Below are 17537 nucleotides of genomic sequence, written 5' to 3'. Positions count from 1 at the left end.
TCGCTTCTAGAGCTCTTGCTCAAAGTAAGGGCCTGGGCTGAACCGTTTGTCGGATCCAATTTCTCGAAACGACGCCATCACCGCTCATTTTCGGCCTGTGCCCCATGCCAGACGGGTTGTTCAGGGCATTTCAGCCCGGTTGACCGTTTAGCTGAATCGATTAACAGCGGCCGTGCCGGCATGAACTTTTTTTTAATCTCTTCTCTAAACCTCGTGACCAGCAAAATGTTTATTACTGTGCAGTCGCGCGGCGGCGCCAACTCGAGGAAGTTTCACACGCCTTTTCATCGTTCAACTTGTCGACCCTTCTAACCAAACAAGAAATGGAATCGTCAGTGATGCAAAAGCTGCTATGCGCTGCACTTTCCAATCCCTATAAAGAAGATGCCCTCAACCTCGAGGCGTTCGTCCAATGCGTCGCTCCGCTCATGATCGATGTGTTGCTGCGCGGCGAGACGGGTACCGGTAAAGACACGCTGGCAGAAAAGATCCATCGCATGTCCGGCTGCTCCGGCAAGTTCGTGGCCATCAACTGCGCCGCCATTCCCGAAACCCTCGCCGAGAGCCAGCTCTTCGGGGCCAACACCGGCGCATTCACCGGGGCCAGCCAAAATCGCGCGGGGTTCGTCGAAGCCGCACATAACGGCACGCTGTACCTGGACGAAATCGACAGCATGCCGTTGGGCCTGCAAGCCAAGCTGCTGCGAGTCCTGGAGTCCAGGACGGTCCAGCGCCTGGGCTCGACCCAGAACATCCCGGTGAACATGCGAGTGATCGCCTCCGCCCAGTGCCCGCTGGGAGAAATGGTCGAACGTGGCGAGTTTCGCAGGGACCTTTATTTTCGCCTGAACATCATCAGCCTCAAGCTGCCGCCACTGCGCAGCCGCAAGGAGCGCATCGTGCCGCTGTTCCAGTCGCTGGTGCGCCGGGAAGCCCAGGCACTTGACCGGCCCTACGTCGCGCCGTCGCCAGCGCTGTTGCGCCAACTGCTCGGTTACGCCTGGCCTGGCAACATCCGCGAGCTGCAGTCCGCCGCCAAGCGGTACGTACTCGGCTTGCCGGCACTGCCCCGCGCCGAGCAACTGGAACACAGCAGCTCGACACTCAAGTTGAAAGAACACCTGCAGCAGTTCGAAAAAATCCTCATCGAGGACTGCATGCGCCGCCACCATCATTGCATCGACAAGGTCATCGCCGAACTGGGTATCGCCCGGCGCACGCTTTATTACCGGATGAAGTGCCTGCAAATATCGACGAGTTGAGTGAGATTGGTGGAACCGTTTACGCAACGGTCGCCACTTAACCAGCGAGACGCTCACGATCGTCTCGCCATTCCACAACCCGGAGATACGACTATGAGTTTTGGTGGACTTTCTCTCGCGGCTTCCACGGCTGCCATGCAGCAGATGGACGCGACCTCGGCTGCGATGACAACCATGAAATCCGAATTCGACCAGAAGAAACTGGTCGCTGACACCATGAACGCAATCGCGGCAGGGTCGATGGACACCGCAACCAAAGCCATCACCGCCATGGGGGAAGCCTCGAAAAACATACGATTCTGACCCTCCCGCTTCAGCCCCGCTCCGGCGGGGTAACCTCAAGCGCGATGCGAGGAGGCCCTATGCACATCGACTTGCCAGACAGCCTTCGAGCTCTCAGGGACCTGTCCCATGACGACCCCACGCTGCGTCCTGCGCCGGCTCCGCCAAGCCTGCACCTGGCGCTGCACGGAGCCGGCGACCGGTTGCGAGAGTCGCTCGTCCAGTGGGGCAACGAAAAGGGTTCGGCGGGCGGACAGTCTCGACCGGGTTGGCCGAGCCCCCAGGACGGATTCGCCGCAGAGACCCAAGACCCTTTGCGCCTGGTACTGGAAGACATCCTCGAAGAAATCAACAGCGGCACCGGCTCCAATCTCGACGTCGATATCGATGACGCCTATTCCAATGAAGACCTGTTCAACGATCTGGCCCAGATGTTCGCCTATCGCCGGCAGCCCATCGGTGACAACGATGTCGACAGCCAAAGCGATTTCGGCAATGCCAACAACCCCTTCTGCGGCGCGCTGTTCGGCGCCTGGGAGATCGAGGGCGATCACGCCACGCGGCGCAGTCGTCATGACGCGAGCCTGTCGCTGCTGCTCAAGATCATCGCGGTCCTGGGCCGCAGGAAACTGCTGACGCTGCTGGACATCGACGAAGGTGACGGCCAGGCGCGGTATGAACCAGACGACCAGGACCTGTTGTTCGAGATCGCCGCGTTCATGGACCAGCATCCGACGCGCTATCCCCCGCCAGCGACCCTCGACGCAGAACGGTGGACATGGACCGAACGCATTGCCCGCGGCACCGCGCTGGATGCTCGCGAAACCCGGTTGTTCCAGCTTGCCCTGGAAGAGCTGGACTTCGCCCTCGCCCGCCTGGCCGGCCAGCAAGCCCCGCCGCGTCAGCGTGCCCGGCGCAACCGGGAAGAAATCGAGTTTCACCTGAGCGTCACCGGTAGCGCTCGCAACGTCTTGAGGCTGATGTGCGCCTGAAGGCACCCGACCTTTGAGTTTTCAAACCGACCGTTGAAACAGGAGACATTCCGTGGACATACACGCCATCGACCCCAGCAACCTCGCCTCCACGTCCGCCAAAACGAGCGCCAGGCCACCAGCGAGTGCCGAGACCAGCGATGTCAGTTGGTTCAATGCACAAATGCGCGAAAAAGCCCCCGCCCCGAACAGCGAAAACAATGTCGCGGCACGCATCATTGACTCGCTGTCGAGCCGCTCCGGTGAACTGCAGCGCCTGGACGACCGCGCCAACCGGGACATGCTCAAGGCCATCCGCACTGCCGACCCGCAGGACATGTTGCAGTCGAACCGCTCACTGTCGTCCTTCCACCTGGAAAGCCTGATGACCGCGAAAGTGGTCAGCAAAGGCTCCCAGGCCATCGAGAAGCTCACCAATCTTCAGTAAAGGGAAGGCCGGTCATGTCCAAGCGCGCGTTCTCGACACTGTTGCTGTGCCTGCTGCTCACCGGTTGCGACGAACGGACGGCGCTGCACAGCCATCTTTCCGAGCAGGATGCCAACGAAGTGATCGCCGAGTTGGCGAACAAGAACGTGGAGGCGAGCAAGCAAGTCGACAAAGACGGGTTGACCGTGCTGGTCGAGCCTGCCGACATGAACAGCGCCGTCCAGGTACTCGAAGCCGCCGGCCTGCCGCGTCGCTCACGTTCCAGCCTGGGGGAGATCTTCCGCAAGGAAGGGGTCATTTCCACGCCGATGGAGGAGCGTGCCCGCTACATCTATGCGCTGTCCCAGGAGCTCGAATCGACGCTGTCACAAATAGATGGCGTGGTGCTCGCCCGGGTCCATGTGGTCCTGCCGGAACGGGTGGCCCCGGGTGAGCCGGTCCAACCCGCATCGGCCTCGGTGTTTATCAAGCATACCCGTGCGCTGGACCCCGACAGCATCACCCCGCGCGTGCGCAACCTGGTCGCCAGCGGGATTCCCGGCATGGCCGACGCCGCCCAGAATCCGGCCAAGCTATCGGTGGTATTCGTTCCCGCCGCGCCGTATCAGGAACGGCGCAAGATGGCGTATTTCGGCCCCTTCCTCATGCAGGCCGACGACATCGGCTATTGGCGGGCGGTGACCGTGACGGCAAGTATCACCTTGCTCGCCATCCTGATGGGCGTCTTGTATGGCCTCTATCGGCTGTGGCGCAACGGCGTGTTGGTACTGCCACGATTTCTCGATCGCACGCTCACCAAACCAGCCGGGACGCCCGCCGCCCCCCAAAGCAGCATGACACCTGGGCTGTTCGCCGTGAAAAACCCAGGGACCAAACCCGACCATAACGGGACCGCCGCATGACGGCGGAGATTGCATGGGTTCGCTGGTGGACCCTCGCCTGGCGCGAAGCAGACCGGGGCTGGTATTCGTCAGCGCTTTGCCTGCTGACCGCGCCACAGATCGACGCCCTCGCCCGAGCGCAGCATGCCGCGCTTGCCCGCAGCTTCGGTATGACGCCGTGCACGCCCCCCCAACCCAGCCCGGCGCTGCAATCGCTGTTCTGCGGCACGCCCCGGACCTTGGTCCTTGCCTGCGAATTGGTGGCAAGCACCTGCGCACCGTTAACGGCAACACAGGCACTTTCGGTGCAGGACCGGGCCTGGTGCGAGCGCACAGCCAAAGCCCTGCGCCCGGGACACTGGCTCGAACAAGACCAGGATCCGCTCGCCCTGCTGCGTGCCTGGCTGGGCGAACAGGCCTGGGAACGGGCGCGCCTGGCGTTCCCACGCGACAGAATCATCGCCATCGAATCGGCACCCGCCCCTCAACCGCCAGCCGCCAAGCTGAATACGCTTTGGCAGTCCGCCTGCTGGAAAGCTGAGCAAAGCCTGGCACCCTCGGCACCTATCCAAACGGAGAGACACGATGCTCGCTCGGCGTTCGCTTGAACTGCGCCCCGATGGCCAAGGCCTGTCGCAGCCCTACATCGCTCGCGAAACCCTGGTCGATTGTGCCCGCGCACAGGTCATCCTCGAGCAGGCCCAGGCGCAGGCCGCGCAATTGCTTGGACGCGCCAGCGCAGAGGCGGACGCGACCGTGCTCGAGGCTCAAGCACAATTCTGGGAAAAGGCCGAAACCGTGCTCGCCGCCTGGGAAGCCCAGCGTCAAGCCATGTGGGAGCGAATCGAGACGAGTGCTGCACACGTGGTCAACGAGGCCCTGGGGACGCTGTTGAACGAAGTCCCGGAGCAGGCACGCATCGATGCACTCGTCCGCCAACTGGCGTCGCGTCAGGACGACCCGGTCAGCGCCACCCTTCGCTGTCATCCTGAAGACCTGGCAAGCCTGACCCAGAGCCTGGGCATCGACGGCCGACGCCCCTGGACGCCGATGGCCGATGTCGACATGGAACGACATCAACTGAAGCTGGAAACGCCGGGCGGTACATACCTGCTCGACTGGCCCACCGCCGTCGAAACCCTACGCCTGCCCGAACCACAACCCATCACCGCAAGCTGACCCATCGCTTTCGCGAGCAAGCTCGCTCCCACAGAGGATTGGTGGTGACTGCCATACCTGTGATCCCACAGGAGAAACACGATCACCCAGAACCAGGTCGGCTATAAGGCCGCCTCGCGGTGGACGTTGATCTCGGCGCCCCGTTAACCACGCTGGCCGAACGCAGGTATTGCGTAGTGGGCATCCCGGCATGGATGCCGGGATAGCCGCGCTGGGCCATGGATGGCCCTTCGCGGCGGGCCCACGGAGCAATGCCTGCGTTCGGGCATGCCGAGCCCTAGCGAGGCACCGAGTGGTGGGGCAAAAGCGTTTTGCTTACTTTTGCGCTTCTCAAAAGTGAGACGCCGTAAGGGCGGAACCCTAAGTGGCCGTTACCGCAGCAATGGATATGTACGCAGTCAACAAGAGCATGGCCGGCTGTCAGGCCGCCATCGCGAGCAAGCCCACACAAGAGAACCGCGCCCCACATCCCGACGCCCATTTTTTCCTCATTCACGCGGAACCGCCAACCGCACAGGCGCCACTCACCTCGTGAATATGCCCAAGCCCAGAGGAACCGCCCATGTCTTCCACCGATGCCGTCCAGCGCCGCCTCGACACCTACTTCCAACGCGCGACCGACAACGTCAACAACGCTGCGATGAACGCAGCAGAAAGTCAGTCGCTCGACGACATGCACTCATTCCTGACCAGCATGAACGGCATGTCCGTCGCGGTGAACGCAGCGACTCAACAGACCACAGCCCATCACAACCTCGCCAAGGCGATCATCGATGCAATGCCATGAGCTGCGCACACAGCTCACCCGCTGGAACGCCAACGTCGATGGCCCGGAGCGGTTCACCGTTGTCATCGACGATGGCGAAGCAACGTTCAGCAAGCTCGACGAAGGCCTGCTGGCATCGGTCGAACTGACCGTCCCGGTGACCCATGAGGTGGTTCTGGAAGACCTGCTTCGGCTGGCGCACCCAAGCCTCTCGCGATTTCCCGGCGCGCTGGCTCGTTCGCCGCAAGACGGTCGGTTGTGGCTGCTGGCGCAAGTGCCGCTGGACGGGCACATCGACGACTTGATCGAGGTGCTCGAAGCACTGCTCAACCAGCGTGACACCTGGCAATCCATTCTCAATAAAGACCAACGTGCCGTTGCCGCGCCTGTGGCGCGACGCCTCTCGCACTCTCACTTGCTCGGAACAGGAATCCGCCATGCCTAACAGGTGGCTTGCACCGTACCGCTTGATGACCGCAGGCAAGGTACACCTTCGCCAGTCGATCGCACGCCGCTGGGCGAAACCTTCGCTGATCGCACTGGTATTGGCCGGCGCGCTTGGCGCTGGCATGCCGGCAGAGGCGGCCATACCGACCGACTGGAAGAACACGCCTTACGCCTACGACGCCCAGAACACACCGCTGGCCAAGGTACTCGGCGACTTCGCCAATACCTTCGCCGTGCAACTGGTAATCGACGGCACGGTGAAAGGCACCGTCGACGGGCGGATGCGCGCCGAAAGTCCCCAAGCGTTCCTCGACAGGCTCGGCCTGGAAAATCGCTTCCAGTGGTTCATGTATGGCAACACGCTGTACGTCAGCCCCTTGCAGAACCAGGACTCCACACGCCTGGAAGTGTCCGCCGACGCCGTGCCGGACATGAAGCAAGCCTTGACCGACATCGGCCTGCTGGATCCGCGCTTCGGCTGGGGTGAGTTACCCGACGAAGGCGTGGTCCTGGTCTCCGGCCCGGAACGCTATGTGCGCTTGGTGGCGCAGTTTGCCGAAGCGCGCAAGACCCCCGAGGAAAAGCAGGAAGTGATCAGTTTTCCGCTGCGCTATGCCACCGCCGCCGACCGCAACGTCAAGTACCGCGGCGAAACGCTGGTCATCCCCGGCGTCGCCAGCATCCTGAAAGGCTTGCTGGAAAGTCGCAGCGCCGTGTCGGGGGGCATGCAGACGGCCTCGCCCCAAGCATCGTTCCAGAACATGCAGACCCAGCAGTCCATGACCATGGGCAATATCGAACAGTTGGCGTTGAACGGCATGGGTCGGCCGAATACCAGCCGTGTACCGTCCGGCGCGAACAGCGGTGCAGGCGCTCGGGGCAAGATCCGCGTCGAAGCCGACGTGCGCAACAACGCGGTGCTCATCTACGACGCACCCAAGCGGCGGGAAATCTACACGCCGCTGATTCGCGATGTGGACGTGCCGCGCAAGCTGGTGGAAATCGATGCGATCATCCTCGACATCGACCGCACGCAACTGGCTGAGCTGGCCTCGAACTGGAACGTCGAGAGCGGCGACCTGATCGGCGGCGCCTCGATGATTCGCCCTGGTGCCAGCTCGACGGTGTTCATTCAGGACTACGGCGATTTTTCCGCGCAACTGCGGGCCCTGGAGGGCCGTGGCCTGGCCTCGGTGGTGGCGAATCCTTCGGTACTGACCCTGGAGAACCAGCCGGCGGTCATCGACTTCAGCCGGACGGAGTACATCTCGGCCATCGGCGAGCGCGTCGCCACCGTCGAGCCCATCACCGCAGGCACCAGCTTGCAGGTCGTGCCCCATGCCATCGAGACCGGGGGCCGCAATCAGATCCAGATGTCCCTGGACATCGAGGACGGCCGCATCGAACCCTCGGAAGTCGGCCAGCAGACGCCCAGCGTGCGCCGGGGCGTGGTCAGCACCCAGGCTGTCATGGGGGAAAGCCGGTCATTGGTGGTAGGCGGTTTTCATACCGAAGAGACCGGCGACAACCTCGAACGAGTGCCATGGCTGGGTCGCATCCCGCTGATCGGGCCGCTGCTGTTTTCCTCGACCACGCGCGAGACCAGTCGCCGCGAACGGGTATTCATCCTGACGCCTCGCCTGATCGGTGACCAGGTCGACCCGGCCCGCTACATCTCCGCCCTTGACCGCGAACAGGTCGACAGCGCCATGGCCCGCCTGGAAGAGCGTCGCAACGGCACCCGCCCCGTCGGTCGTATCGAGGTCAGCGATGTGCTCGCCCAACTCGCCGACGGCAACATTCCGGCCACGTTCAAGCAAGCGGCGTCGATTCCTTATTCGCCCGACACATTGTGCGCGTTGCAACCCGGGCTATCGCTGGACGCTGCCCGGGCCCAATGGTTCGCCGGCCCCGATTACGGCATCGCCGTCGGCGTGGTACGCAACGATGGCCAGCAAAGGTTGCGCTTCGACGAAGCGAGTTGCGGTAGCCGCTGGGCCCTGGCCACCTCCGCCTGGCCGAAGGTGTGGCTTGAGCCCGGTGAGGAAACGGAAGTGTTCGTGGTCATGAAACAACCCACACGCACGCCAGGCGGCGAGCGCCCTTCTCTTCTGCAAACCAGCGCGAGGACCCTGCCATGAGTCGCACGCCACTGCTGCTCGTTTTATTGCTGAGCCTGCCGGTATTCGCCGGCTGCGCGTACCGCTCAGGCTGCCAGGGCGATGCCTGCAGCCGCGCCGAACCGGACAACGGTCGGCTGGTGATCTGGTGGTCACCCGGCATGCGCGGCGGCCTTGGCTCCCCCGAACACCCACTGGACCATACGGTCGTCCCATTGGAGAACTGAAACGCTATGTCTTTTTCGGTACACAGCGTAAGCACTCGCCAGGCCTTCCAGAAGAACATCATCGCCGGCATCGCGACGTATTGGGAAATAGCCCCAGGCATTGAGTTCTGTCTGCGACGCGAGCCACACAGCGTGGGGCTCGCCTTACAAATACAAAGCCAGGCGCTGCGTGCAAACCAGATCCAGCATGCCCTCGAACGGCGTTTCGCCCAGCCGGCGGACTACGCGCAGCTGTTCGTATTTCTCGATCCGCAGCGGGCACTCGTGGTCTGGCAGGCGCTGCCCGACGCGCCGCTATCCACTGAGCTGCTTGATGAAATCCAGTCCCGTCAGCTGTCGCTGCTGGGCCTGGAAGACCTCGATGATTACTCGGCCACGTATTGAGGGCAATGCTGTTCACCCAGGAGCAACACTGAACCCGTGGCGAGGGAGCTTGCTCCCGCTCGACTGCGCAGCAGTCGTAAAAACTACCGCAAACGGTATCTCCCGGTGCACCGCGTTGAATGGTTTTGGGGCCGCTGCGCAGCCCAGCGGGAGCAAGCTCCCTCGCCACAGTGATTCATCCAGAGACTTTATGAGAGAGGTTTTCCATGACCGTCGCACCGCTTGCCCAGCGCTTGATCTCGGCCCTCGCGGAACATTTGCATGCGCACTTGCAGTTGGAAGGTGGCGTGTGCGCGCTGTATGACGCGAGCAACCGCGAAGCCGTGGTCATCGAGTTGCCCGATCACGGCGATGTCGCCATCCTCCATAGCTCCATCGATGTACCTGCCCACGCGCCCGGCTTGCACAAGCGGCTGCTGGAACTCAATTTTCGATTGGATCTGCTCGGCGGCAGCTGGCTGGCCCTGGACGATAAGGGCAGCGTTCGCTTATGTGCCCATTGTCCGCTGGCGATGCTCGACGAGGCGCGGTTCTGCCATTGGATCGTCGGTTTCGTCGCCCAGGTCGGCGACATTCGAGCGCGCTTGGCGGTGCCTGCACCGCCGGGCAGCCCTCGTCCGGCCTCGCTCAACACCAACCGCACCCGACTGGGCTAACCCTGTAGAAGCTGGCGAAGCCTGCGATCTCTTGATCTTTCGCTTGAAATTCAAGTGTCATTGAAAAGATCGCAGCCTCGTTGCACTCGACAGCTCCTGCGCCGCTTTATATGGGCTCATCGCTTTATCGAAGCTTCATCGCCTCGCCACCCTCCTGCATGACTTTCCTTGCACTGTCCATGAAGCCCTTGGTGACCTCCGTCACCGTATCGCTCATCAACTTGGCCATGTCGGCGGAGCTTTTAATGAGCATCATGGTGCTCTGGCGCTCTTCCATCCCCATCTGCATCTCGAACTGCTTTTCCATCAACTGCTTTTGACGGGTTTCCATCTCGCGCATGAAAGAGTCCGGCGTGCGAGATTCCGAAGCGGGACTGGACGTTTGCGTGTCATTCAGCGGTTGCGTGTCATTCGACGGCGCCGCGTGATTGGCGTCCCGCGCTCGGGGGCGGCCACGCTGATGCATTGCCGGTGGCGTCGAGGAGGAACGTCCCCGGCCATGCAGGCTTTGGGTGCCTTCGCGCTGCTGCGCCTCACGGGGTCGCTGGCTCAGCGAAGGGGAGCGCGATGGCGATAAGCTGTCGGTGCCGTGCAGGGCACCTGTGCCCCTTAAGGGGCTCGTCAGGGAACTGGGTTCGGGCATGGGAATCCTCCACGAGTCGATGTCTGTGTGGTGGGCACTGTCGGCAGGCCGGATCCTGCGGACGAGCCTGGCTCACTCCCTGAGTGGCAACCGCGTATGCATCGGTTCCATCGACCTCAACGCTGGTTCAATTCCGGAATCTCGATGACCTCGCCCTTGGCCTCGTCATCCAGTTCGCGCAACACCCGATAAATGTGGGCGACCGCCTGGAGCGTTTCCCGGGGGATGTAGCCGCCGACATCTTCACGGTAGATCGTGCGCGCCAGCCAGATGCACTGGATGACCGGAACCCGGGCCGCCTTGGCCCGCTCGATCAGCGCCCGGGCCTCGGCATCGACGCCTTTGACGATCAACTGCGGCAGCGGCGTTTCCTCGGGACGATACAACAGCGCGACGGCAAAGTGGGTGGGGTTGACCACCAGCATGTCGGCGTCTTCCACCGGCTTGGTCTCTTTGTTGACGGGCTGGTCGACCAATTGCCGGGCCAGGCTGCGGCGATGCATTTTTACGTGGGGGTCGCCTTCCATTTCCTTGAACTCCTTGCGCACTTCCTCCTCGCTCATGCGCAGGCGCTTGGCGAAGAAATATTTCTGCAGGCCGAAGTCGAGGATCGCCAGCACCAGCAATACACCCAGGCAAATGTGCATGATGTGCCGAAACAGGCTGGCCAGCCCGCGCCAATAGCTGTGCAGGTCGCCGTTGACCAGGCTGATCAATGACCCGAGTGCCGGCAGGGTCACCAGATAAATCACGGTGCCGATAAACACGGCCTTGACCAGCCCCATGAACAGGTTGATCAGCGCCTGGCCGGAGAACATCTGTTTGGCCTGGTTCATCGGGTTCAAGCGGTTCGGGTCCGGCTGAAGGGCCTCGGGGGCGAACAGGAAACCGAACTGTATCCAACCGGCCACCAGGCGCGTGACGATCGCCAACCCTACGGTCATCAAGGTGAAGTTGAGCAGCACGCCACCGGCGTGGGCCAAGGTTTCCTCGAAGGCACGCACGAAGTCGACATCCAGCCGATGCAGCGGGAATGCCACCATGTCCCCCAAGGCCTGCATGCTGTCGTCGGCCTGGGTCAATGCCACTTCGGTGATCGCCGCAAGCACCAGCAGGCTGCTCAAGTCCTGGCTTTGGCCGACCTGGCCTTTGTTGCGCGCGTCGCGAATCTTCTTCGGCGTCGCCCGCTTGGTCTTTTCGCCACTGTCTTCGCTCATGGGCGAAGCCCTCCTTCAGGGCGCCTGCAACAACAGGTGAAGCAGATGCCGGATTTCGCCATAGCGAGCAAGACGGCCAGTCATCGCGTCCCACAGCGTGGGCAGGTAGAACAGCAGGAAGCCCAGGCCAATCAGGCTCTTGGCCGGCATGGCGAGGACGAACACCTGCAATTGCGGGCTATACAGGCTGAGCAGCGCCAGGCTGAACTCCACCAGCAACAGCAAGCCGATAAAGGGCGCCGCGTAGAGCATCATGTGCATGAACATTTCGGCGAGCAGCCCGAGAAACACGCCGAAGCCATCCGCGCCAGGCAATGGGAACCAAACGGTGGGCGACCACACCAGGTAGCTGTCCCAGATCACCTGGGTCAACGTGCCAATGCCCAGGGTGGTGACCAGCAGCAAGATCGTCATCTCCTTGAACAAGAGGCCCAGGGGCGTGGTGTCGGTGCCGAGTGCCGGATTCAACTGGCCACCGATGAGCGCACCGCGCTGGTTGTCCAGCAAGGCGCCCACCGATTCATACAACCAGAACGGCATCGCCAGCAGCACCCCGAGCAAGAAGCCCAGCACCAGCTCCTTGAACATCAACCCGGCCAGCGACAACCAATTGACCTGGGCATCGATCAGCGCCTGGCGAATACCGGGCGCCGGCAACATGCCCAGGGCAAACACAACGGCATGGCGCGGCAAGCCTCGCAGGTGCTGGAAGCAAAACACCGGGACCAGGTAAGCGACCGGGTAAATCCGCGCCATGCCGAGCGCGATCGACAGCAGCAAGTCGAAATACGGGACGAAAGCCTGGGCCGTCATCAGGTGTTGGCCATCATTTCGAATGCCCGACGCAACAGTCCAAGCAGCTCCACACCGATCCAGCGGCCCGTCACCAGCAAGGTCAGCCCGACCGCCACCAGCTTGATGCCGAAGGGCAAGGTCTGGTCCTGGATCTGCATCAAGACCTGCACCAGGGACGTCAGTACACCGACGATCACCGCAACGATCAAGGGCGGTGCGGAGAGCAGGACCACCAGCAGCATGCCTTCCTTAAACAACGTCAGCGCGTCCATCGCACGTCCTCAAAGATAGGAATAGAAGAGGCTGTCGAGCAATTGCGTCCAGCCCTGCACGAGGACAAAAATCAGCAGCTTGAGCGGCAACGAAATGGTCATGGGCGCGACCATCTGCATGCCGAGTGCCAGCAGCAGGTTGGACACGATCAGGTCGATGACAATGAACGGGATATAGATCAGGAATCCCATCTGGAAACCGGCCTCGAGCTCCGACAGCATGAAGGCCGGAATGAGCAGCATCAGATCGTCGCGGCTGGCCTGCTCGGCGCGTTCCTTGGGCCACATCCGCTGGGTGTTTTCCAGCAGGTGGGCGAGGATGTCCGGGTTGGTGTTGCGCGACATGAAAGCCTGCAACGGTTTTACCGCGTTCAGCGCAGAACCTTGCAACGCCTCGGTGCTGCTGAAATCCAGCGGCTGTTCCTTCAGCTGTTCGGCGATGTTGTGGCCCACCGGCGCCATGATGAACAGCGTCGCGGCCAGGGCAATGGCATACAGGGCCATATTGGGTGGCACCTGCTGCACACCGATGGCGTTACGGGTGATCGTCAACACGATGGCTATCTTGAGAAAGGCGCTGCAGATAATCAGCAGCAGGGGGACCAACGAAATCCCACCAATGAACAGCGCCAGCAGAAAGGGGTCGACCCCCTGGAAGCTCATCCAGCCACATCCACGCGGGCGATTTGCAGACCCAATCGGCCATCGACCTCGACCAGCTCGCCCTGGGCCAGAGCTCGTTCGCCATAAAACAGCGCCGCCGTCCCCGGTGCCACACCTGGCACTTGCAGCACCGCGCCGGGCGCCAGATTGCGCAGCTCGCCCAAGGTCAGGTGCAAATGACCGCAGCGTATCGTCAGCGCCAGCGGCAGGTCGTCGAAACGCTCGGGGAGATCGGCAGCGACCGGCTCCGTCATCGGTGCCACCTCGGTTTCAGCGGCATAGGCCGACAGCGGGTGCTCAGTCGCCTCGCCAGTTTGCTCGTCAGGTTCATAGCCGGTGCTATCGTCCCAGTCCGGCGTCAGGATGTCGGTGTCGGCGGTGGTGCTCATAACGGTCTCCTCCAGAGCGAGCAAGGTCAGGCGCAACGGCGCGGCACGGCTGTGTACCCGCACCTGCAAACAATGCCGGCCCAGGCGAATCAGCCCTTGGCCGGATGAATCGAACAAAGGGGTTTGCGGCACCAACACATCACCGGGGCGCAACGTCGCCACCTGCCCGGCGGCCAGCGCCAGGTGTCCCAGTTCCAACGGGACACGCAGCGCAAAGCCCTCGATCCTTGGCGCGGCTCGCCGTTGCCAGGGATCGGTGCGAAGCAGCCCCAGCAAGGTCGCACTGGTCATTTCCAGATGGCTCGTGACGCGGGCCGTGCCCACCCTCACGTCGAGCCGGCAGGCAATGCCCTGCACCGCGGCTCCGGCCGCTGGTTTGATAAAACCGAAGGCCTGGCGCAGGGGCTCGCTCAGGGTTTGCTGGAACAGCGACCAGAACCACGTGTCATCCGGCCCGGGTTCGGCAGGCAGGACCACCGGGCATTCACCGAACAGGCTGAGCACCGCGCCGGCCTCGTCCAAGGTAAAGACACCATGGGCACACGCCAGCACACACGGCGTGCTCCCAGCCGCAACGCCGCCCGGAGTCAGTTCCAGCAGGCCCGTCTCGCCCGCCACCTCGAAGGGCAACCGGACGCCAATTCCCAATAGCCGCCGGGCGGTGGCGTCCTCGCTGCCCACCGTCGGCAGCACCAATGCATGGACTGTCATGTCGCGCCAACCTCTTCTTCCTGCGCTACGCGCACGCTGACCGGCTGGCCCAGGCTTTGGGTCAGCGCCTCTTCGAGACGACCGGATCGACTCGACAGCCGCGTCTGTACGTCTGCACTTTCGCTGCTCAGGCCGATGTCCCACCCGCACGCCCCGCCTGGCCGCCGGGCGGAGACCTTGATGCGGCCCAGATTGGGCAGATGCAGTAGCAGGTCCAATTGCTGGTCGAGGGTGGCGCGCAAGCGTGGCGTGAGCTGGTCGACAAACGCCTCCTCTTCGCCGCTCGAAAGGTTCACCAGGCCCGACAGCGAACCGGTGCCGGCGCTGTCATCCTGCGCACCGCCCCGTGGCGCATCGACCCACTGACGGAACCAGTAACCGTCACTGCTGCCTGCCGGCAGGTCCGGGTCGCGTCCGCTGGCAGGGGCGGACTCACGCTCCACCGGACGGCTTGCCCGACTCACCTGGGCAGGCGGTTGCTCGTACGCTCGAGGCGGATGCCGAACGGGGGCCGCCGGGGGACTGCCATGCGGTGTCGGCCCACCGCGCACGCTGTGCTCATTCATCGCTGGGGGGCTCCACCAGGTACTCCATCATTGCGCTGAGCTTTTCCAGATCTCGCCGGCGCCCTTGTAGCCGCTGCTGGGCAGCGGCCGTGTGCCGGGCCTGCTGCGCCTGTTCATCGTCCAGCGCCTGCAATGCCCGCGCTTGCTCGGCCAGTTCGCCAATCAAGCGACGTTCCTGGGTATTCCACGCATTCAGTTCGCACACACTCAACGCTCGGCCACGGTGCTCGCCGTACAACGCCTCGCGCTGCACCGCCTGTTGCTCACGGGTCGCCTGCATTTGCGCGCGCGCGGCGACAACCGCGGCTTCGCGTTCACGCAAACGCTCACGCTGCTGGCGCCACGCCCGTTCGGCTTGCGCTTCGCGGTGGCGGCGTATCGGCGCCAGGGCGTCCAGATCAACCCGGGACATAGGCGGTCAACTGCTGCAGGTGGGCGAGCGTGGAAGCAAACTGCTCCGGCTCACGCAGGTCCTGGCGCAGGAAGGCGTCCAGGGCGCCACGTGACTCCACCGCCAGGTCGGTCAAGGGGTCGGCACCGGCCTGGTATTCGCCCAGGCGCAACATCAGTTCGATTTGCTCATAGGCCGACAACAACCGACGCAGATTGATGCCCGCCCGCAGGTGCTCCGCCTCGGCCACATTGGCCAAGATTCGCGACAGGCTGGCCAGCACATCGATTGCCGGGTAGTGACCGCGCTCCGCGAGCTTGCGTGACAGCACGATGTGACCGTCGAGCAGCGAACGTACTTCATCCGCCACGGGATCGTTCATGGAATCCTGCTCGATGAGCACCGTATAAAACGCGGTGATAGCGCCCTCGTTGGTCAGCCCGGCCCGTTCGACCAGGCGCGGCAGCAGGCTGTAGACCGACGGCGGCAGGCCGCCACGCCCCAACGGCTCGCCGGCGGCCAGGCCGATCTCACGCTGGGCCCGGGCGAAGCGGGTCAGCGAGTCGATGAGCAGCAGCACGCGTTGGCCCCGGGCACGAAAACCCTCGGCCAATGCCGTCGCGGTGAACGCTGCGCGGGCGCGTTCCATGCTGGAGCGATCGGAGGTGGCGCACACCAGCACCGCACGGGCACGCAGTTCATCATCCAGCTCATGGTCGAGGAATTCACGCAGTTCGCGCCCACGCTCGCCGATCAGGCCGAACACGATGACATCGCAGTCAACGTTCCGCGCAATCTCCGCCAACAGTGTGGTCTTGCCACAACCGGCGCCGGCGAACAGCCCCACACGCTGGCCTTCGCCGAGCGTCAGCGGGCCGTCGATGGCCCGTACGCCGGTCATCAAAGGCCGTTGGATGCGCGGTCGCGCGGTGGGCGCCGGGGCCTCGCCAATCACCTGCGACGCATTCGGCACATGCGCACCGGCGAAGGCTCCCGCGCCGCCATCCACCAGCGGCCGGCCGAATCCATCCAGCACCTGGCCCAACAACTGCGGCCCCACGCACACCCGATGCGGCATGCCCAGCGGCTCCACCGCTGCCCCGACCCGGACGCCCTCCAGCCCGCCCAAGGCGCTGAGCAAGGCATCGTGCTGGTCGAAGCCGACAATTTCGGCGAGCAGCGGCTCGCGGGCGTCGCGCTCGACCCGGCAGAGGTCGCCGATCTGCGCCCCCGGCAGCCGGCACTGCAACAAGATGCCGCTGACCCGCTGCACCCGTCCGCGCACCATGACCGGCGCGAAGCGACGCAAGTGCGCCAATTGCCCGGCCTCCCAGGCCTCCAGTCGCGCGATGGCCGCCTGCGTCATCACCAGGTGACCTCGTAGCGTTGGTCGCCCTCGAAGGTGACTTTGCCGCTGTCGATGGCAGTCAAGCGCAGGCCATCGATCTGGTCGCCCAGGAACAACCGACGACCATCGGCGGTGACCACGTGACCGTGCTTGCCGCCCACGATCTGGGCGATCTGGAACGGCAGCTTCGTCAGCCGTTCCTTGACGTTGGCCGTGATCCCGATCGGCGTTTCGTAGCGGTCGTGGAAGCGCTCGATCAGTCGTTCGACCATCGCCAGGCGCGGGCGCGGCAACTCACCCACCAGGACCAGCCGGTCGTCCTGGCTCTCGACCCGTACACCGGCGTCCAAATCGCGCTCCTGCAACATGCGATCCAGCTCCAGGCGGACCGCCTCGACATTGTCCAAGGCCACCTTGGTCTGCTTGAGCTGCTGGGCCGGGCTGCGTGCCACAGTCTGCGCCGGCTGGCTGGTAAAGGCCCAGGCGCTGGAGGCGACGGTGATCACCGCCGCGGCAATGGCCAGGCGCTTGGGCCACGACGGCCGCACGGCGGGCTTCGGGGTTTCCCGGTCCAGCGCAAGATGCGCAGCGTCGTCCAGCGCCGCCTCTTCGGGCCAGGGCTGATCGGCCGGGGCCAGGCACAGCCAGACGCCTGCCACGGCAAACGGAGCATTGCTCTGCAAGGGCTCGGTCGCGGCCCAAGGCTGGCCTTGTCCATCGCAAACCGTGCCCTCCAGCCGTTCCAGCAGCCACTGGCCCTGCACCTGCCGCAGGCCCACGTGACGCCCACAGATGCCCGGATCGTATAGCGCCAGATCGGCCTCCTCCGCCGCCCCGACCACCCATTGCTCGCCAACCAGCGGCAACGCCGCACCTCGGTGCAGACCACTCAAGACTCGCAGTTCGAACATGGTCAATT

General features: G+C 63.5%; 23 protein-coding genes. 13 read left to right on the top strand and 10 right to left on the bottom strand.

All coding sequences use genetic code 11. The features are described 5' to 3' along the window. Positions 1-338: 338 nt before the first annotated feature. The 13 genes from BLT00_RS08030 (at position 339) to BLT00_RS07970 (ending at position 9623) form a co-directional block, all read left to right on the top strand. Entirely contained in the window at positions 339-1262 is a 924-nt protein-coding gene (locus BLT00_RS08030; protein WP_063323931.1) for a sigma 54-interacting transcriptional regulator, read from the top strand. 93 nt (positions 1263-1355) lie between these two features. After that, the gene (locus tag BLT00_RS08025; protein ID WP_003177441.1) at positions 1356-1565 is read left to right on the top strand and encodes a type III secretion system major pilin HrpA; all 210 of its coding nucleotides are present in this window, start codon (positions 1356-1358) and stop codon (positions 1563-1565) included. A gap of 59 nt (positions 1566-1624) precedes the next feature. Next, a complete protein-coding gene (locus BLT00_RS08020; RefSeq protein ID WP_175456258.1) occupies positions 1625-2536 on the top strand; it encodes a type III secretion protein in 912 nt (303 codons plus the stop codon). Between the two features lie 52 nt (positions 2537-2588). Further along, a complete protein-coding gene (gene sctI, locus BLT00_RS08015; protein WP_092150003.1) occupies positions 2589-2963 on the top strand; it encodes a type III secretion system inner rod subunit SctI in 375 nt (124 codons plus the stop codon). Positions 2964-2977: 14 nt separating this feature from the next. Continuing rightward, complete coding sequence (gene sctJ, locus BLT00_RS08010) at positions 2978-3865, top strand: type III secretion system inner membrane ring lipoprotein SctJ (protein WP_092150000.1); 888 nt, start codon at positions 2978-2980, stop codon at positions 3863-3865. Further along, entirely contained in the window at positions 3862-4452 is a 591-nt protein-coding gene (locus tag BLT00_RS08005) for a type III secretion protein (RefSeq protein WP_092149997.1), read from the top strand. The genes sctJ and BLT00_RS08005 overlap by 4 nt, the downstream gene beginning before the upstream one ends. Then, entirely contained in the window at positions 4430-5023 is a 594-nt protein-coding gene (sctL, locus tag BLT00_RS08000; RefSeq protein WP_092149994.1) for a type III secretion system stator protein SctL, read from the top strand. Before BLT00_RS08005 ends, sctL begins: the two co-directional genes overlap by 23 nt. 562 nt (positions 5024-5585) lie before the next feature. After that, complete coding sequence (locus BLT00_RS07995) at positions 5586-5810, top strand: type III secretion protein (RefSeq protein WP_014340714.1); 225 nt, start codon at positions 5586-5588, stop codon at positions 5808-5810. Further along, entirely contained in the window at positions 5797-6234 is a 438-nt protein-coding gene (locus tag BLT00_RS07990; RefSeq protein ID WP_092149057.1) for a type III secretion system chaperone, read from the top strand. The genes BLT00_RS07995 and BLT00_RS07990 overlap by 14 nt, the downstream gene beginning before the upstream one ends. After that, a complete protein-coding gene (gene sctC / locus BLT00_RS07985) occupies positions 6227-8377 on the top strand; it encodes a type III secretion system outer membrane ring subunit SctC (RefSeq protein WP_092149060.1) in 2151 nt (716 codons plus the stop codon). Before BLT00_RS07990 ends, sctC begins: the two co-directional genes overlap by 8 nt. Beyond that, positions 8374-8583 carry an HrpT family type III secretion system protein gene (gene hrpT / locus BLT00_RS07980; RefSeq protein ID WP_063323923.1) on the top strand — a complete coding sequence of 70 codons (210 nt, stop codon included), beginning with the start codon at positions 8374-8376 and terminating at the stop codon, positions 8581-8583. Before sctC ends, hrpT begins: the two co-directional genes overlap by 4 nt. A 6-nt stretch (positions 8584-8589) precedes the next feature. Then, on the top strand, positions 8590-8967 hold the full coding sequence (locus BLT00_RS07975) for a hypothetical protein (RefSeq protein ID WP_063323922.1): 378 nt from the start codon (positions 8590-8592) through the stop codon (positions 8965-8967). Between the two features lie 206 nt (positions 8968-9173). Next, positions 9174-9623: a type III secretion system chaperone gene (locus BLT00_RS07970; RefSeq protein WP_092149063.1), complete on the top strand. Its 450-nt coding sequence runs from the start codon at positions 9174-9176 to the stop codon at positions 9621-9623. A gap of 124 nt (positions 9624-9747) precedes the next feature. Here BLT00_RS07970 and BLT00_RS31820 read toward each other — a convergent pair whose 3' ends face one another. The 10 genes from BLT00_RS31820 to BLT00_RS07920 all read right to left on the bottom strand — a co-directional run bounded on the left by BLT00_RS31820 (position 9748) and on the right by BLT00_RS07920 (position 17529). Continuing rightward, positions 9748-10266: a type III effector gene (locus BLT00_RS31820; protein WP_170846014.1), complete on the bottom strand. Its 519-nt coding sequence runs from the start codon at positions 10264-10266 to the stop codon at positions 9748-9750. Between the two features lie 116 nt (positions 10267-10382). Beyond that, on the bottom strand, positions 10383-11483 hold the full coding sequence (gene sctU, locus BLT00_RS07960) for a type III secretion system export apparatus subunit SctU (protein ID WP_063323920.1): 1101 nt from the start codon (positions 11481-11483) through the stop codon (positions 10383-10385). 15 nt (positions 11484-11498) lie between these two features. After that, positions 11499-12296 carry a type III secretion system export apparatus subunit SctT gene (gene sctT / locus BLT00_RS07955; protein WP_092149066.1) on the bottom strand — a complete coding sequence of 266 codons (798 nt, stop codon included), beginning with the start codon at positions 12294-12296 and terminating at the stop codon, positions 11499-11501. Continuing rightward, on the bottom strand, positions 12296-12550 hold the full coding sequence (gene sctS, locus BLT00_RS07950) for a type III secretion system export apparatus subunit SctS (protein WP_092149069.1): 255 nt from the start codon (positions 12548-12550) through the stop codon (positions 12296-12298). Before sctS ends, sctT begins: the two co-directional genes overlap by 1 nt. 9 nt (positions 12551-12559) lie before the next feature. Further along, positions 12560-13213 (bottom strand): type III secretion system export apparatus subunit SctR, encoded by a 654-nt coding sequence (gene sctR, locus BLT00_RS07945; RefSeq protein ID WP_063323918.1) that lies wholly within the window; start codon positions 13211-13213, stop codon positions 12560-12562. After that, the gene (gene sctQ / locus BLT00_RS07940; protein ID WP_092149072.1) at positions 13210-14313 is read right to left on the bottom strand and encodes a type III secretion system cytoplasmic ring protein SctQ; all 1104 of its coding nucleotides are present in this window, start codon (positions 14311-14313) and stop codon (positions 13210-13212) included. The genes sctR and sctQ overlap by 4 nt, the downstream gene beginning before the upstream one ends. Beyond that, entirely contained in the window at positions 14310-14879 is a 570-nt protein-coding gene (locus BLT00_RS07935; protein ID WP_256571631.1) for a type III secretion protein, read from the bottom strand. The genes sctQ and BLT00_RS07935 overlap by 4 nt, the downstream gene beginning before the upstream one ends. Continuing rightward, positions 14872-15291, bottom strand: a complete 420-nt coding sequence (locus tag BLT00_RS07930) for a type III secretion protein (protein ID WP_092149075.1) — start codon at positions 15289-15291, stop codon at positions 14872-14874. Before BLT00_RS07930 ends, BLT00_RS07935 begins: the two co-directional genes overlap by 8 nt. Continuing rightward, positions 15278-16636, bottom strand: a complete 1359-nt coding sequence (locus BLT00_RS07925; RefSeq protein ID WP_072348948.1) for a FliI/YscN family ATPase — start codon at positions 16634-16636, stop codon at positions 15278-15280. Before BLT00_RS07925 ends, BLT00_RS07930 begins: the two co-directional genes overlap by 14 nt. Continuing rightward, the gene (locus BLT00_RS07920; protein WP_092149078.1) at positions 16636-17529 is read right to left on the bottom strand and encodes an FHA domain-containing protein; all 894 of its coding nucleotides are present in this window, start codon (positions 17527-17529) and stop codon (positions 16636-16638) included. Before BLT00_RS07920 ends, BLT00_RS07925 begins: the two co-directional genes overlap by 1 nt. Positions 17530-17537: the final 8 nt, after the last annotated feature.

This window comes from Pseudomonas sp. NFACC51, assembly GCF_900103575.1.
GTDB classification, from domain to species: Bacteria; Pseudomonadota; Gammaproteobacteria; order Pseudomonadales; family Pseudomonadaceae; genus Aquipseudomonas; species Aquipseudomonas fluorescens_Q.
The sequence above is the reverse complement of the archived record's forward strand: the minus strand, read 5'-3'. Positions and strand labels throughout refer to the sequence as shown.

Bases quoted from the DNA above. Each gene is read 5' to 3' on its own strand.
- BLT00_RS07930 (WP_092149075.1), bottom strand. From the start codon at position 15,291: ATGTCCCGGGTTGATCTGGACGCCCTGGCGCCGATACGCCGCCACCGC.
- sctC (WP_092149060.1), top strand. From the start codon at position 6,227: ATGCCTAACAGGTGGCTTGCACCGTACCGCTTGATGACCGCAGGCAAG.
- BLT00_RS07925 (WP_072348948.1), bottom strand. From the start codon at position 16,636: ATGACGCAGGCGGCCATCGCGCGACTGGAGGCCTGGGAGGCCGGGCAA.
- sctU (WP_063323920.1), bottom strand. From the start codon at position 11,483: ATGAGCGAAGACAGTGGCGAAAAGACCAAGCGGGCGACGCCGAAGAAG.
- BLT00_RS07970 (WP_092149063.1), top strand. From the start codon at position 9,174: ATGACCGTCGCACCGCTTGCCCAGCGCTTGATCTCGGCCCTCGCGGAA.
- BLT00_RS08025 (WP_003177441.1), top strand. From the start codon at position 1,356: ATGAGTTTTGGTGGACTTTCTCTCGCGGCTTCCACGGCTGCCATGCAG.
- BLT00_RS31820 (WP_170846014.1), bottom strand. From the start codon at position 10,266: ATGCCCGAACCCAGTTCCCTGACGAGCCCCTTAAGGGGCACAGGTGCC.
- BLT00_RS07995 (WP_014340714.1), top strand. From the start codon at position 5,586: ATGTCTTCCACCGATGCCGTCCAGCGCCGCCTCGACACCTACTTCCAA.
- sctJ (WP_092150000.1), top strand. From the start codon at position 2,978: ATGTCCAAGCGCGCGTTCTCGACACTGTTGCTGTGCCTGCTGCTCACC.
- BLT00_RS07975 (WP_063323922.1), top strand. From the start codon at position 8,590: ATGTCTTTTTCGGTACACAGCGTAAGCACTCGCCAGGCCTTCCAGAAG.
- BLT00_RS07990 (WP_092149057.1), top strand. From the start codon at position 5,797: ATGCAATGCCATGAGCTGCGCACACAGCTCACCCGCTGGAACGCCAAC.
- BLT00_RS07920 (WP_092149078.1), bottom strand. From the start codon at position 17,529: ATGTTCGAACTGCGAGTCTTGAGTGGTCTGCACCGAGGTGCGGCGTTG.
- BLT00_RS08020 (WP_175456258.1), top strand. From the start codon at position 1,625: ATGCACATCGACTTGCCAGACAGCCTTCGAGCTCTCAGGGACCTGTCC.
- sctQ (WP_092149072.1), bottom strand. From the start codon at position 14,313: ATGACAGTCCATGCATTGGTGCTGCCGACGGTGGGCAGCGAGGACGCC.
- hrpT (WP_063323923.1), top strand. From the start codon at position 8,374: ATGAGTCGCACGCCACTGCTGCTCGTTTTATTGCTGAGCCTGCCGGTA.
- sctR (WP_063323918.1), bottom strand. From the start codon at position 13,213: ATGAGCTTCCAGGGGGTCGACCCCTTTCTGCTGGCGCTGTTCATTGGT.
- BLT00_RS07935 (WP_256571631.1), bottom strand. From the start codon at position 14,879: ATGAATGAGCACAGCGTGCGCGGTGGGCCGACACCGCATGGCAGTCCC.
- sctL (WP_092149994.1), top strand. From the start codon at position 4,430: ATGCTCGCTCGGCGTTCGCTTGAACTGCGCCCCGATGGCCAAGGCCTG.
- sctT (WP_092149066.1), bottom strand. From the start codon at position 12,296: ATGACGGCCCAGGCTTTCGTCCCGTATTTCGACTTGCTGCTGTCGATC.
- sctS (WP_092149069.1), bottom strand. From the start codon at position 12,550: ATGGACGCGCTGACGTTGTTTAAGGAAGGCATGCTGCTGGTGGTCCTG.
- BLT00_RS08030 (WP_063323931.1), top strand. From the start codon at position 339: ATGCAAAAGCTGCTATGCGCTGCACTTTCCAATCCCTATAAAGAAGAT.
- BLT00_RS08005 (WP_092149997.1), top strand. From the start codon at position 3,862: ATGACGGCGGAGATTGCATGGGTTCGCTGGTGGACCCTCGCCTGGCGC.